Origin of the sequence: Aeribacillus sp. FSL K6-2848 (assembly GCF_038004325.1) — a bacterium.
In the GTDB taxonomy this organism is placed as follows: Bacteria; Bacillota; Bacilli; order Bacillales; family Aeribacillaceae; genus Aeribacillus; species Aeribacillus composti.
In genome coordinates, this window is sequence record NZ_JBBOQQ010000001.1 from 762546 (window position 1) to 777487 (window position 14942).

Sequence of the window (14942 nt, forward strand, 5' to 3'; positions counted from 1 at the left end):
ATAAAAACCGCTGGAATATTGATTTTTATGCGGTTTTTACATTAACTAATTAGATATAGGAATTGTTATTGTTAGTTATAGGATTTAGTTAAAGACATCGGTTAGATTAAACCGGTGTCTTTAATTATAGAGGTTGTTATTTAGAAATGTTGAATTCTAAAATCACAGGGTAATTATTTTGGAGAGAAAAAGGGAGGAGTTCAGTATTTTAATTAATTGGTACATGATTTGAGAAAGGTCCGACATTTCTTTTGAAAAGCCGTTGACATTCTTTTATAGTTTCAGTAGGTTGATAGTAGATTACAAAGGGTGGGATGTCAGTGAAGGCTTTTTTATTCAGAGTGTTCGTTTTTGCTGTTTTATGGACGTACTTTTTATTTTCAGCTTTTTTGGATCATTCAGCACATCTCACCTTATTGGTATTTTTAAGTGCTTGTACAATTGGCTGCTATTATTTTCTGCCTGTTGTCAAAAATCCTCTTCTGTTGTACATCATCGTGGATCTCTTCATTTTGTCAGCGGGATGGCTTCAGTCTGCTGCAGGCAATCATGCCTCTCTTTTATTAATTTTATATCTTTATGTCGAAGCAATTTTTCAGCTGAGAAAACAGTCCTTTCGTCTGTTTGCCGTTATTCATGTTTTTGTTTCGATTTTGATCGCCATATTCCTGCCTAATCCTTTTGAATGGCTGACGGCGTTTGCTATATTTACTTTCATTTCTGTTGTTTTAAATGAATATATCTTTGAAAGGAAGGAACAAAGGGAGCTGTATGAACAATTATTGGGGGAATATAGAAGATTAAAGCGTATCAGCTATGAAAACGAGCGGTCGGCCAGATTGGAAGAACGAACGAGAATTGCCCGTGATATTCATGATTCTGTCGGGCATAAATTAACGGCATTACTGATGCAGCTTGAGATGCTCTCGATCAAAGAGAAAAGGAAGGAATATGTAGAATTAAAATCTTTAGTTCGCGAAAGTTTAGAGGAAACGAGACATGCAGTTAGGGCGCTAAAAATGGATGAAAGTGAAGGGATTTCGTCAGTGCTCCAGCTCATTCGCAAGCTGGAATCGGAAAGTCATATTATGGTGCATTTTACGACGAAGCAAGGGGTTTTGTCGGCCCGTCTTACTAATCAGCAAAATGTCGTTATGTACCGAGTCATCCAAGAGGCGCTAACGAATGCGATGCGGCATGCGCAATCAAGGGAAGTGTATATCATATTAGGAAAAAATGCGATCGGTGACTTGGAATTTACGATAAAAAACCGGATATCGGATGCCAAACCGTTTCAAAAAGGCTTCGGTTTAACGAATATGAAAGAGCGTGTGAAAGAAGCTGGAGGAAGCTTGAACATATTTCAAACAAATGATGAGTTTGTTGTTCATGGGACTTTGCCAATAAAGGAGTATGAATGATGACCATCCGTATTTTACTTGTTGAAGATCAAGCCATTGTCCGCCAAGGCTTGAAAATGATGATCGAACAGGACGAGCAATTAAAAGTAGTCGCTGAAGCTGAGCATGGGTTAAAAGCAATCGAAATAATGGAAAAGACAATTGTAGACCTGATATTAATGGATATTCGCATGCCAGTTATGAACGGAGTGGAAGCGACTAAAAAAATAAAAGAGCGGTGGCCTGATGCGAAAATTCTTATTTTAACAACGTTTAATGATGAGGAATATGCCGTACAGACGTTGAAGGACGGGGCGAGCGGTTTTTTGCTGAAGACATCTGAACCGGCAAAGCTGATTGATGCGATACATAGCTGCATGAAAGGTGGGATGTCCATTCATGAAGATGTAGCGGCAAAAATGGTACCGAAGCTGCTGGAAAAGCCAAAAAAAGAGATGGTGAACGTGCCTTTAACACCGCGTGAGCTGGCGATTGTGAAGCTTGTCGGCGAAGGAAAAACGAACAAAGAAATTGCGTCTGACCTTCATTTGTCCATCGGAACTGTCAAAAACCACATGACGCAAATTTTAAATAAGCTTGGGCTGCGGGACAGAACACAGCTCGCCATTTATGCCATTAAACATGATATTTGCTAGCGGTTTGATTAGGATCGGCTATTTAGGCCGGTCTTTTTTTGTATTGAAATAATGCCGTGAAATTTCAAAAGCAGTATGTTAATGAAGCATTCACAATTGAAAAATGTTTGTTTCGACTCGGAATGTTTGCTGATTTTCAACGTTATTCCTAGAGACTTTGTAAATGTATGACCTAAGTCATAGTTTTTCAGTAAAAAGAGTGACTGCAGATAGTATGTGAGAAAGTGTGGACGCTGTAATATACAAATAGAACGTTGAGAGGGAGGATAAAAAATGCTGGAAGCTGTTGAAATAACGAAAAGGTTTAAACAAACGCATGCTGTAAACGGTGTGAATTTATTTTTGGAAAGAGGGGAAATCATCGGGCTTTTGGGGCCAAACGGCGCCGGCAAATCGACCACCATTTCAATTATTTCTACTCTGATTCCGCCGACAAGCGGTGATGTTCGTTTGCATAACGAAAGTGTCATCAAGAGGCCGGAAAAGCTCAGAAAAATTTTAGGGGTTGTACCGCAAGAAATTGCATTATATCCCGATTTATCAGCGCGGGAAAATTTGCTGTTTTTCGGCAAAATTTATCGGCTGTCAGGTTCGCAATTAAAACAGAAGGTAGAGGAAGTTTTGGAAATGATCGGTTTAACGGATCGCCAGCATGATCTTGTCAAAAATTTTTCAGGCGGAATGAAGAGAAGATTGAACATCGGTGCTGCCTTGCTGCACGAACCTGAATTGATCATTATGGATGAACCGACAGTCGGCATTGATCCGCAATCAAGAAATTATATTTTGGAAACGGTCAAAAGGTTAAATAAGGAGAAAAAAATGACCGTATTGTACACGAGCCATTATATGGAGGAAGTCGAATTTTTATGCAATCGCATTTACATTATGGATAAAGGGAATATTTTGGCGGCCGGTACTAAAGAGGAGATAAAAAATATTTTATCGGCAGAAAACACAATCCAAATTACTGTCGAGCGCGTGAACGATTCATTTATTCAAGCGCTGCGTGATCATCCGGTTGTCAATCGCGTGACTGTGCAAGATCGGGTAATTACCGTATTAACGCCAAAGGAAGCGAATGCTTTTTCCATATTGTTCAAAATTGCTGAGGAAACAAACACAATGTTGACATCTATCGAGATTAAAACACCTACTTTGGAAGATGTGTTTCTTCATTTAACTGGAAGAGCATTACGAAATTAAAAGGGTGATGATCATGATTGGACAATTTATTAAGAAACAATTTTTAATAATGATCCGCAATAAGCAGGAATTGCTTCTTCTATTAGTAATGCCGTTCACTCTTATATCTATTTTAGGTTTTGCGCTTACAAGTGTAATGGACAGCAAAAAAATGGATATTCAAGCGAAAGTAGCGATTGTCGAACATGGCAATGAACAAGAGGACTTCGAAAAATTTGCCAACGACGTAAAAAACGTGCAAATGCCGGATGAGGAAAAGGAATTTCTATTAAAACAAGTGGAAAAAATGATGCCTATTTCCATTTTAAAACAAGAAATTTTAGGCTCAAAAGAGCTGGAACCGTATATACAAATGGCAGAGTTTCAGCCTTCTGAATTGGAGGAAATCCGTGAAAATGACAAATATACAGTCATTGTTGAAGTGCCGGAGTATTTTTCATACACGTTGTTAAACCATTTAATATTTGGTGAGAAAACGAAGCCGAAGCTTAGTATATATGTCAACGAAGGCAAAGAAATTACAGCCCAATTTGTTCAAGAGCTCATCACTGAATTTCAAGAGCAATATTCTTTGATTTCTAAACTGGATCAGGCTGGCTTAAACGAATCACTTGAACTGCCTGTCGCAAAAGTAAAGGGAGAAATGGAAACCGTGACAAAACGGGAGCCAGTTAATTCTTTTACTTATTATACAGTCGGCATAAGCGTTATGTTTGTGTTGTATCTGGCCTCGTATATTTCGTCTCATGCTTTGCAAGAAAAACAGTCGAACGCATTCCATCGTTTGTTGCTTGCCAATGTACCGAAAAATTTATACATGGCTGCTATTTTCATAACTTCCTTGATCATTGCCTTTTTTCAGCTCTCCTTGTTATATGCTTTAGCAGCCGTTTTTTACAGTGTCAAGTGGCCGGATCTCGTCTCGTTTATCATTGTTACGCTTGCTCTTTGTGTGGCAGTCGGAGGAATAGGAACCTTTTTAACATCATTGAGCTATCGAATAAATTCAGATAATGTTTCCATTTTCTTCTCAAGCGGAGTCGTTTCTATTTTGGCTTTTCTTGGCGGCAGCTATTTCCCGGTTTCGCAAATGTCGGAATTTATGCACAAATTGGGGGATATGACGCCAAATGGAGCCGGCATGACAGCTTATTTAAAAATTTTGCAAGGCTATGATCTGTCGCAATTTATTTGGACTGTCATATACTTATGTCTTTTCGGTTTTGTTATGTTCGTATTGAGCTTGCTAGTTTTCCCAAAAAGGGGTGAAATGGCGTGATCGGAGTTTTGACAGCAAAGCTGCGTCTTTTTATCCGGAAGCCTTGGCTATTTTTAATGGTGTCGATCCTTTCTGTCGTTTTTGCTATGCTCATCAGTTCCGTAAACAAACAGACTATAGTTGTCCCAGTATACAGCGCACTGCCTGAAAGTGAAGTGAAGGAAATCATTCACTCTCTTGAGCAGTATAATCTATTTTCGTTTAAAAGGATGAAAAAAGAGGAAGTTGAAAAGCTGGTTGGCGAAGGTAAGGCGGAAGCAGGTGTGGAGCTTAAAAAGGACGATTTCCGCATAATCGTTGCTTCCAATACCCCCAATAGCTATTTGGTTCAGCAAACGGTTCAAAAAGTTTACGCAAAAGCATTACAATCCAAGTCGATCATCGATCAGGTGAAGGAAAAACAAGGAGAATCAAGCGCAAAGCAAGTGGCAAAATCGCTTGCGGAAGCGAAAAACGATCCGGTGTTTACCGTAGAGACAAAACATTTCCGTGCGGATGAAACTGTTATCATCAACAGCAAAATGCAATCGATTTTCGGCAGTGTCTTATTTTTTGTCATTTATACGATTGCGTACAACGTTTTCAATATATTAATGGAAAAGCGAAACGGCATTTGGGATCGAATGATTTTGTCGCCGGTCAAAAAATGGGAGATGTATACCGGAAATTTAATTTACAGTTTTGCAACCGGCTATATTCAGGTGGCGCTTATTTTTGCAGTCTTTCACTTTGTGTTTGATGTAGATTTCAGCGATAAATTTTGGTTTGTGCTCGTATTGCTCATCCCTTATGTACTGGCAATTGTCGCAATATCAATTTTTATAGTAGGAATTGTCAATAATGAGCAGCAGTTTCATGCGGTGCTTCCGCTTGTTTCTGTCAGCATGGCGATGCTCGGAGGAGCTTATTGGCCGCTGGAAATTGTTTCTTCGGATGCACTTCTCTTGCTTTCAAAATTTGTCCCCGTTACGTATGGAATGGACCTGTTAAAAGGGGCGGTAGTTTACGGCTACTCATTCAGCGATTTGCTCTATCCGATGAGCATCCTATTCTTGATGGCTGTTGTGTTCATGGGGTTAGGGATCAACATTATGGAGCGGAAACGGGCTTAAGCGGTCAGCTTCCATTTGTAAATTATATGCGGCTCCCGCCTTAATCGTTGGCGGGAGCAAAATTTTGCATTTGTCGGCTGACAAGCTTTTGATACAACGGATGGGACTGCAACAGCTCATTATGTGTTCCCTGACCGGTAATTTTACCATTTTCGAGGACGATGATTAAATCTGCATTAATAATAGTTGAAAGTCGATGGGCGATGACAAATGTTGTACGATTTTTCATAAGATGAAGGAGAGCGTTTTGCACTTTTTGCTCGGAGTTGCTGTCTAAATTGGATGTAGCTTCATCCAGCAGAAGAATTTTTGGATTTCTCAACAGTGCCCTCGCGATGGCAATGCGCTGACGCTGCCCACCGGATAGCTTGATCCCTCTTTCGCCGACTTCCGTTTCATAGCCGTCTTGCATTTGTTCGATGAATTCATCTACATTAGCCAATTGCGCGGCTTTTCTCACTTCTTCTTCGCTGACTGTACGATTTAGCCCGTAGCAAATATTTTCACGAATCGTGCCAGACATAATCGGGCTTTCTTGAGAAACGTAACCGATCTGTTGGCGCCACTCAAAAAGCGGAAATTCGCGAATGTCGGTATTCCCTAATTTTATTGCCCCGTTTGTTGGCTGATAGAACCGTTCAATAAGGGAAAAAATAGTTGTTTTACCAGCACCGCTTGGTCCGACGATCGCGACGGTTTGGCCGGGCTTCACTTCAAAATGAACGTTTTGCAAAATCGTTTTTCCTTTTTCATAAGCAAACGAGATGTTTTGAAACACGATTGGTTTATGAACATCAATTCTTGTATTTCCATTATTATGTTCTGTTTCTGTATTCAAAAGCTGCTGAATTCGTTCTGTCGCACCCATTGCCTTTTGGAAAGCTGTAAAAAATCCTGCCATTTGGCTAAAAGGTACAATAATTTGCACCATATATATTATGATGGCAACGAGCGAACCTGCGGATAATTCCCCTCTGGCAACACGAATTCCTCCATAGCCGATAATGACGACTAACACCGCCATAATAATCGTTGTCATTAAAGGTGAAATAATCGCTTGGATTTTTGCTTCCTTCAAGCCGAATCGGAACAACTGCTGAATTTTTTGATTTCCGTTTTGTTTTTCGACAGGTTCGGCAATGTTTGATTTTACCAACCGGATATCGCTCAGCACGCGGCCTAGATTGCCGCTGAAAGTGGCCATTTCGTCTTGGGTTTGCATGGAAATTTTATAGATTTTCTGTCCAAGTGGAAGAACCAATACGATAGCAAGCGGTACAAAAATAAACAGAATGAGCGTCATTTTCCAATCAATGATAATTAAAATAGCGACAGCCCCTAAGACCGTAACAATTCCTGAAACGAAATTAGCTAAATGCTCGGTCACGAGCGACTTTACTGTATAAGTGTCCTGTGTTATGCGGCTCATCAATTCTCCAGATTCATGGCGGTCAAAATAAGGTATCGGCAAATACAGCACATGGTTCCAAAGCTTTGAACGGATTTTTGCCACAATATATTCGCCAATATAAGACATAAGATAATAGGAGAAGCCTGATGTAGTTGACTGAAGAATAAAAACTGCAATCAATAAAAAGATTAAATGAGTTTCAATACTTGAAGTTGAAAAACGATCAATCAAATCCCGTGTAAAGATCGGAACGACTAATCCTGTAGCTGCTTCCAAAAGACTTAATACGATTGCCGCAACAAAAATCCAGAAAGGAGGGTTAGCCATTTTTATCAACTTTTTAAAATTTTGCCATGAAGTTTGATTTTTTTCAAAATTCTCCACAACGAATCTCTCCTTTACGTTCGGGCCATTTTGAATCAGGATTGCTGGATAGCTTCTCTCCTTCTTAGTTTTATCTTAAAACCTGACGTAACGTTAGAATCAATATATTTTTTGAAAAAATTGATTTAAATTTTGAAATTGTATGGAAAGGAAGAATTGCGGCTGTCTAAGTGGAACAGATTTGACGGCTCAGTCCTTTTCATATCATTAAAACGGTTACATGAAGCCCGCCTCTAAGCAAGTGGGAGGGGGGAGTTCATCGAAATATTTTAAAGAAAGAATTAATGAATCACTAAGTGCAATAGAGAAGAGTTTGGCTTTGTGTTGCGCCGGCTAGTATCCAGCAAGCCCGGCCAAACAACGAAAAGCGAGCGCGAATCTTGACCTTTGATTATTTTTTCAATTTGAAAGGGATTTACTTCTTGGTTGTCAAAATATATTTTTGTATCAATCATAGATGGGAAAGGAGAATTCATCATGAAAACTGCTGATTTATGCGATCAATATTTAGAAAAGCTTCAAGTTTGTAAATTGCCGCTTATCAGTTATGGGGGAAAAAAGAAATTTTCAGGTCCAATTGCAACGGTTGAAGTGTTTGAAGATAATGTGCTAGTTCGTCAAGCTCTAGAAACGATCCCAAAAGGTTCAGTTCTTGTTGTGGATGGAAAAGGTTCACGAAACTGCGCGCTTTTAGGAGATCGTTTAGCTCAGATTGCATGTGAACGTGAATTATCTGGCGTGATTATAAATGGATGTATACGCGACTCCGCTGAAATTGCGACGATGCCGATTGGGGTAAAGGCACTCGGCACCTGTCCGGTTAAAAGTAAAAAAGAAGGGAAAGGAAGCCGTGATGTCGCACTTGAATTTGGTGAAGTGCGCTGGACCCCAAATGCGTATGTGTATGCTGACAATGATGGCATTGTTGTTTCGGAGGAGTCCCTAAATATCGATTCATTTGATTGATTCGCATACCGTCATTATGTAGGAATCATAGTAAAGGTACGCATAAGTGATAAGCAGTCAAATGATACAGAATACAAATTGAAAAAAATGTTTTTTTCTAAATACATGCGTGTACAGCAGCATACATAATAACAACAGTTCAGCAATGTAAGATTTATGGATATAAGTCAGATTTTTGAACACAAATTTTTTCATGAAGTTCCTGTCCGTATAAGTGTGGTAAGGCAGTGACACTCGACAATGAGCCTCTGCGGGCGTGATTCTTCTGTCAAGAAGGAGATGTGTAAAACATCGGCAGGCAATCATGTCCGTTGCTCCAGTAAAGTTGCTGTAATCTCCATTCTATTTAATGTATATTAAATGTACGTTTTTTATTGGTATTGACGATTTAAAAAAGAAATAAAAGATTTTCGGGTCGTTTTTACTGTAGAAGCGGAAAAACAAATTGACAAAAAATTCAATGTAACTAAGACATTTTCCATAAAAAGGGGTGTGATATACAAAATTACTCCTCAGAGCTGAAGGATTTCTACTTCACTTGATATGACGGGTACTAGCCCGTTCGCAACTTTATTATAGAGAGTAAAGGCATATATCCTTATTTGGTAAGCCCAAAATGCTTCAAATAGTCGAGAAGAGAATACTGGTGAGATGGCACATACATTCTAAAAAGAACATTGTAATTACTGTTTGAGGAAAGAATATACAAACTAGGGGGAAACAGAAGAAATTGAAACCATTTATGTACTTTTCGTAGTAGATTAATAGGGTAACTTGACAAGCTCTTTTATCGATTGTTACAGTTTATTCATAAAATATCAAAGCAGTGTGCTAGTAATTTTACTTTTTACTGTAGATGGGCAAATGAACTACATAATCTGTAGGTGAGCAAATTATCTAACAAATATTTACATCCAAATAAGAAAATAGGCATGCCCCCGCCTCCTTGGTTAAAATAGATGTGCCAACAAACCATTTATACAAGAAGGTTCATGTCTTATGAATAGATTAGCACATTGGCACTTTATTTATTAAAAACCTATCATGAAGCATTCCGTTCATCTTGAAGATGCGATGATTATGAAAGGCTTTCTAAAACATTTACTGATCACTACCTGGGAACTTTCACCGAATCATCGCTCGACACTTAGCCATTTTTCTCAAAAAAACCTGGAATGAAGAGACATTACTTCGCAAACTCAGTATCAGTAGGGGATGCTTCATCGCATTGAACGCATTGCTAAACATGAAAATCAATCCATTTTTGTTTCGCTCGACGATACAATTTGGCAAAAAAAAACAAATCCTTCGTCACGGACAAAGCATATCATTCAAGGATGTTGATTGGAATGATTCTCACGCCGATAAATAGTTAATCTGGGTACATTCTCTCGCTTGGCTCACGGTTCATGTGATGACTCAAGACTTTCTCTTTCGTGTTTCGCCCCTACGACAATACGGCTGGGGAAAAAAGTGGAAACTTGCGGTTGAAATGCCTTCTTCTTTGGATGTGAACCGTCCCGTTTATGTGCTAATGGACTCTTGGTATCAATCTCAAACGCTCATGGAAGCTTGCTTGAAAAAAAGATTCCACGTGATTGCAACGCTCAAGACCAATCGTTTTTTATCCAAAAGACATGGCGGTTCAGGCAAAGGAGTTTGACCACTCTCTTTGAAAGACACTCATCTCGTCCATGGTGGGAGAAGAACGTTATCGCGTTGACCGCTACGAAGGGGCGCACAAAAGTATCAGATATGCCGTGGTGCTACTCTGCTTAAAAAGACGATCAACCATGACGCTTGACAATCTTCATTGCGTTTTGAGTACCGATCGAAAGCTATGTAACAAAGACATCTTTGCGCTACTATGTCGACGTTGGTCGATCGATTCTTTTTCCATCAAGCGAAAGACCACTAAGCCCGATGGGTACCGTATTAGCAGGCGTTGGGCGGTGAAACGGTATTGGATTCTAGTTTTATTAGTTTATGTGTACAGTATGACGAGAAATCCAACAGCGACTTTAACTAGAAGGGACGCATCTTTGTCGAGTTTATTTATCAGAAAACAAAGCAAGATACTCCCAAAAAAACAGTTTCATATAGCAAAAGGGATACTTGTTTGTTGTTTTTTTTAGATGACAATTGTTGTGTAATTTACATGGCGTAACTATAGTTATTTATTGTATTTTTAAAGTAAGGGAGTGACTTATTTGAAAGAAAAAGCATCTAGCCAAACATGGGCAATGATATTATTTACAATTGGCGTGTTTATGGCTGCTTTAGATAATGGAATCATTAGTGCTGCACTGACAACGATTAACAATTCGTTCGAAGTTTCTGCTAATTGGGGGGCATGGGGAGTTACCCTTTATACATTAGGATTAGCTATCAGTGTCCCGATCATCGGAAAAATATCGGATCGATATGGACGAAAAAAATTATTTATTGTTGAAATTGCTTTGTTTGGTTTGGGATCTTTACTTGTTGCTTTAAGCCCAAATTTTATTTTTTATTTAAGTGCTCGATTCTTACAGGCTCTTGGTGGAGGGGGAATCTTCATTATCGGTAGTTCACATGTACTAAGTACGATGCCGGTTGAAAAACAAGGAAAAGCCCTTGGAATGTTGGGTGGAATGAATGGGATTGCCGCCGTTTTGGGACCGAATATTGGCAGCATGTTATTAGATTTAACAGGTAAATGGCATGTATTATTTTTTATCAATGTCCCGATAGCGATATTTTTAATTATCTTTGGATGGGTAAAATTAGAAGAAACGAAAGACCCGGAAACTGGGCGTCTCGATTTGTTCGGAACGGTTTTACTATCTCTTTCCGTTTTAGGAATCATGTATGGATTGACGAATATCGAAGGTGTCGAATTTGTAGACAGCTTGTTGAGCCCAAATGTGTATGGTTTTATTTTATCGGGGATTGTTCTTTTCATTGCTTTGATTTTTCATGAAAGCAAACTCGAAAGAAATGGCGGCGACCCTGTTCTTCCTTATCGTTTGTTAAAACAACCTACGTACCTTTTAACTTTATTAATAGGGACTTTCTCTGGGGCGTTGCTGGCAGCCATGATTTTTATCCCGGCATTTACAGAACAAGTGCTCGGGATTGCGTCAGAAAATTCCGGGTATTGGTTAACACCCCTTGCAATAATGGCGGGAATCGGTGCATCTATGGGTGGAGCATTCGTTGATAAAAGAGGACCAATTTCAGCGGTGATATTATCGGGAATCATAACTTCCATCGGTTTTCTCTTGTTCCCGACATGGATTGATTCAAAATGGCAGTTCATTATTTCTTCGTCGGTTGCAGGTTTGGGAATGGGAATACTTCTCGGTGCCCCGTTAAATATTTTAGCGACAGAAACGCTGAAGTCGGATAAAGGTTCCGCACTTTCTACCTTATCGTTAAGCCGACAAATCGGTATGACCCTCGCTCCAACGATCTACGCAGGTTTCATCGCTAGGGGATTCAATCACATTCCCGAGTTATTTAAATCCCATTTTCCTATTATACTAAAGGAAAAGATAGGAGGGACGAGTTTAAGTTCGGAAGCCATGAAGGAGTTTTACCAACTATCTCAACAATTTGGTACGTCATCTGGGGAATTTTCCGAAAATCAGATGCTGGGAATCATCAATCAAGTCAAAGATCCAGGGTTAAAAGAAGTGATCCAATCGAGTGTCGATCAAATCACCTTAATGGCAGCACAAGATGGTTACAATGGACTCTTTTATTCTGCCGTAACCTTAGCGATCATGACAATTTTCGTTACTTTGATCCTAATTCCCATTCGCAAAAGAAAACTTGGGGAGACAAAGCAAGTTCATTCTTCATAAGCAGTTGATCATGTTTAAAGATGTTCACTTTTCATAAAGAATGAAGATCACCGGGAGGAGAAATGAAATTCGGTTAGTTAAGATGGTTTACATTTATCCGTTGGCTTTTACCTCCTAAATTCTTGCAAAAGAGAAATAACCTACAAAAATGTATATGACATTACCCATGGTGCTAGTTGAGCGTCAACGCTCAACTAGCCCAAGAACAACGAGCGAATAGGCCAATAAAATGGCATCAAGCGCCGTTTCAAATCCAGAGATCGAATTGGCGCGAATTTTCGTGATCCGAAATGAATCCACTAAAACCGAGAACGCGGTTTCGACGATTTTGCGTTTTCGTTTCATCCATTGTTTCCATTCTTTTGATTGCACCACACGTTGATTTTTTCGGGCAGGCGTCCAAAAAGCGATCTTGTATTCATCGTACAGCTTCTTTTGCAGGGCTTGGCTCACATATCCTTTGTCGCCAAGTGTATACGGATGAGGAAGTTGAGTCATCACTGTTTCCGCAGCTGTCCGATCGTGGCAGGATGCCTCGGTCAGGACATATCCCATCGGAAGCGCTTGGTCGGTAATCTGAAGATGAAGCTTAAACCCATAGTAAACCATCTTTTTGGATGCACAATACCCAATATCTGCGATTCCTTGAAATCGTTTGACGCGATACATTCGTGCGTGGTGGCAGAGTTCAATGGGTAAGCTGTCCACTACCGCATAAGCGTGATGTTGTCCACGTTTGGCGAGTTGGTGACGAATCCATTTGATCGCCCAACGCAAAGAACGGCATCGACGGTTGTATCGAGAGCGCTCTAGGAACTTTTCCTTGGTGAACAGGTTTCCAATGACAAATCGATGCCAAGCCCGTTCCGAAGTAAAACCCAGCAATTTTCCAAGAACGTGAATGGCGATGATAACCTCATCCTCTTGCTTCAACAAATGACGATTTCGACGTTGCAAATACATCTGAATACAAGACAGTTGTGCTGATACAACGAATAAGATCGCGGTATATTGCTTTTGAATTTTTGCTTGGTTTATTGTAAAATGAAAGTGCTCTTGCATGGAACTTCTCCTTTTGAATGTTTGTTCGCACTTTCATTTTAAAGGAGATCCTCATGCAAGGGCTGTTTTTATGTCTCGAGATTTTATCTAGCACCACGGGTATATGACATTATCATTGTACACACATTTTAGCCGATTGTATCAATCGGCTTTTTTTTTGTATGTCATGTAAAGCCTGATTCAAAAGGTCAAGATGTTTTATGTTTTTATCTAAAATTTGTTGAACAAGTCTGTAGCTTTGGTCATCTAAAGTTCCATTTACAATGTTCTGTGATATTTCAATACCACGTTTTTCACCAGCTAGTGCATCTTTTACTATATGGTCCGGTTCATTGTTGTGGTCTGTTAACATTTTAAATATCTCCATACTTTTCCCTTTGATTCCAGGATGATCAACTGGTTTTCCGCCAAGATCTTGTATTCTTTTCGTTATCTCCATCGCATGTTGCTGATGATTTTGCTGTAACTGTTGTAACAGTAATTTAAGTTCCGGTTGCTTAGCACGATTTATATATTCATTATAAGCGTGAATTGCCATATAATTTCCTTTTAAAAATTCATTTAAACTGTTTATAGCACGTCTCACTTCATGTCCTCCGCAATTTATTTTTAAAAGTATTTATAGTTTGATTTGTGTGGTAAAAAAATATGCAAGCTTTATTGTAACAGTTGGTCTTATATGTATTTTCCGATTTATATTTGTTATGATAAGACAAAGAAGAAATGGTTGTATGATGTCAATATGAAAACTCCTAAAGGTCGCACAATTGAGACATCATTGAATTGTTCAAATTCGTTCAAAAAACGATCGTGGATATAACACAATAAGGTTTAAAGTATCGTCTAATAGGGTTTCCGTAACTAGGAGCTGACTGTCAGTATACAAATTCATATTTGTATAAAAACGGAGGTTGATATTAATGAAAATCGTTATTAACGATACTGAATTGGAGGTAATAAAAGGCGATATTACAAAGTGTACTGTTGACGCGATTGTTAATGCGGCTAACAACGGACTTTTGGGAGGCGGGGGTGTCGACGGCGCGATCCATAGAGCAGGCGGGCCGGAGATTATGGAGGAATGCAAAAAGATCAGGGAAAGAACAGGAGGATGTCCGACCGGGGAAGCAGTTATTACTACTGCAGGAAATTTGCCCGCCAAATACGTTATTCATACTGTCGGACCAATATGGAAGGGAGGAGCCTATCAAGAAAGGGAGCTGCTAAGAAATTGCTACATAAACTCCTTAAAGCTTGCGGAAGAGCATTTCGTGAAAACGATCGCATTTCCAAATATCAGTACTGGTGTTTATCGTTTTCCAAAGCATGAAGCGGCCCAAATTGCTTTAGAGACCGTTAAGGAGTGTATTCAAAATCAATTCATCCGAAGCATTCAATCAATATTGTTCGTTTGTTTTGATGACGAAAATTATCATATTTACAAGACGATGATCAGATAGGAAAAAACTCTTTTTTCGAATCAATGTCCACAATACAAAAAGCATTTATTCGTTGGCGAGCTTTAATAGTAAACAATAAGTTTTTGCGACATATTTATCAAAAACTAAGAAAATATGCAGCGTTGAGACGAAAATATCCATCGCCCGTTTCGTTTATA

Annotated in this window: 11 protein-coding genes and 1 pseudogene; 9 read left to right on the forward strand and 3 right to left on the reverse strand. The window is 39.2% G+C overall.

Annotated features, from left to right (window positions below; genetic code table 11):
- Positions 1 to 320 precede the first annotated feature (320 nt).
- The 5 genes from NSS70_RS03765 (at position 321) to NSS70_RS03785 (ending at position 5653) form a co-directional block, all read left to right on the forward strand.
- Entirely contained in the window at positions 321 to 1421 is a 1101-nt protein-coding gene (locus tag NSS70_RS03765; RefSeq protein WP_340880952.1) for a sensor histidine kinase, read from the forward strand.
- The gene (locus tag NSS70_RS03770; RefSeq protein ID WP_339194310.1) at positions 1418 to 2056 is read left to right on the forward strand and encodes a response regulator; all 639 of its coding nucleotides are present in this window, start codon (positions 1418 to 1420) and stop codon (positions 2054 to 2056) included. The genes NSS70_RS03765 and NSS70_RS03770 overlap by 4 nt, the downstream gene beginning before the upstream one ends.
- 273 nt (positions 2057 to 2329) lie before the next feature.
- Entirely contained in the window at positions 2330 to 3262 is a 933-nt protein-coding gene (locus tag NSS70_RS03775; RefSeq protein ID WP_327848465.1) for an ABC transporter ATP-binding protein, read from the forward strand.
- A 13-nt stretch (positions 3263 to 3275) separates the two neighbouring features.
- On the forward strand, positions 3276 to 4541 hold the full coding sequence (locus NSS70_RS03780) for an ABC transporter permease (protein WP_340880953.1): 1266 nt from the start codon (positions 3276 to 3278) through the stop codon (positions 4539 to 4541).
- The gene (locus NSS70_RS03785) at positions 4538 to 5653 is read left to right on the forward strand and encodes an ABC transporter permease (RefSeq protein ID WP_340880954.1); all 1116 of its coding nucleotides are present in this window, start codon (positions 4538 to 4540) and stop codon (positions 5651 to 5653) included. Before NSS70_RS03780 ends, NSS70_RS03785 begins: the two co-directional genes overlap by 4 nt.
- Before the next feature lie 40 nt (positions 5654 to 5693).
- Here the strand turns inward: NSS70_RS03785 and NSS70_RS03790 are convergent, their stop codons facing one another.
- Positions 5694 to 7391, reverse strand: a complete 1698-nt coding sequence (locus NSS70_RS03790; protein WP_130156726.1) for an ABC transporter ATP-binding protein — start codon at positions 7389 to 7391, stop codon at positions 5694 to 5696.
- A 534-nt stretch (positions 7392 to 7925) separates the two neighbouring features.
- Between NSS70_RS03790 and rraA the strand changes: the two genes are divergently transcribed.
- The 3 genes and pseudogenes from rraA (at position 7926) to NSS70_RS03805 (ending at position 12262) form a co-directional block, all read left to right on the forward strand.
- Positions 7926 to 8414 (forward strand): ribonuclease E activity regulator RraA, encoded by a 489-nt coding sequence (gene rraA / locus NSS70_RS03795; protein WP_066248830.1) that lies wholly within the window; start codon positions 7926 to 7928, stop codon positions 8412 to 8414.
- A 946-nt stretch (positions 8415 to 9360) separates the two neighbouring features.
- A pseudogene (locus NSS70_RS03800) lies at positions 9361 to 10581 on the forward strand (transposase).
- Positions 10582 to 10657: 76 nt separating this feature from the next.
- Positions 10658 to 12262 carry an MFS transporter gene (locus NSS70_RS03805; RefSeq protein WP_066248868.1) on the forward strand — a complete coding sequence of 535 codons (1605 nt, stop codon included), beginning with the start codon at positions 10658 to 10660 and terminating at the stop codon, positions 12260 to 12262.
- 183 nt (positions 12263 to 12445) lie between these two features.
- Here the strand turns inward: NSS70_RS03805 and NSS70_RS03810 are convergent, their stop codons facing one another.
- Both NSS70_RS03810 and NSS70_RS03815 read right to left on the reverse strand, forming a co-directional pair.
- Entirely contained in the window at positions 12446 to 13324 is an 879-nt protein-coding gene (locus NSS70_RS03810; RefSeq protein ID WP_327848482.1) for an IS982 family transposase, read from the reverse strand.
- 112 nt (positions 13325 to 13436) lie between these two features.
- Positions 13437 to 13910, reverse strand: coding sequence for a ferritin-like domain-containing protein (locus tag NSS70_RS03815; protein WP_339211012.1), 474 nt, complete (start codon positions 13908 to 13910; stop codon positions 13437 to 13439).
- Between the two features lie 334 nt (positions 13911 to 14244).
- On the opposite strand from NSS70_RS03815, the gene NSS70_RS03820 reads away from it, so the two are divergent.
- On the forward strand, positions 14245 to 14784 hold the full coding sequence (locus tag NSS70_RS03820) for an O-acetyl-ADP-ribose deacetylase (protein WP_066248832.1): 540 nt from the start codon (positions 14245 to 14247) through the stop codon (positions 14782 to 14784).
- Positions 14785 to 14942: the final 158 nt, after the last annotated feature.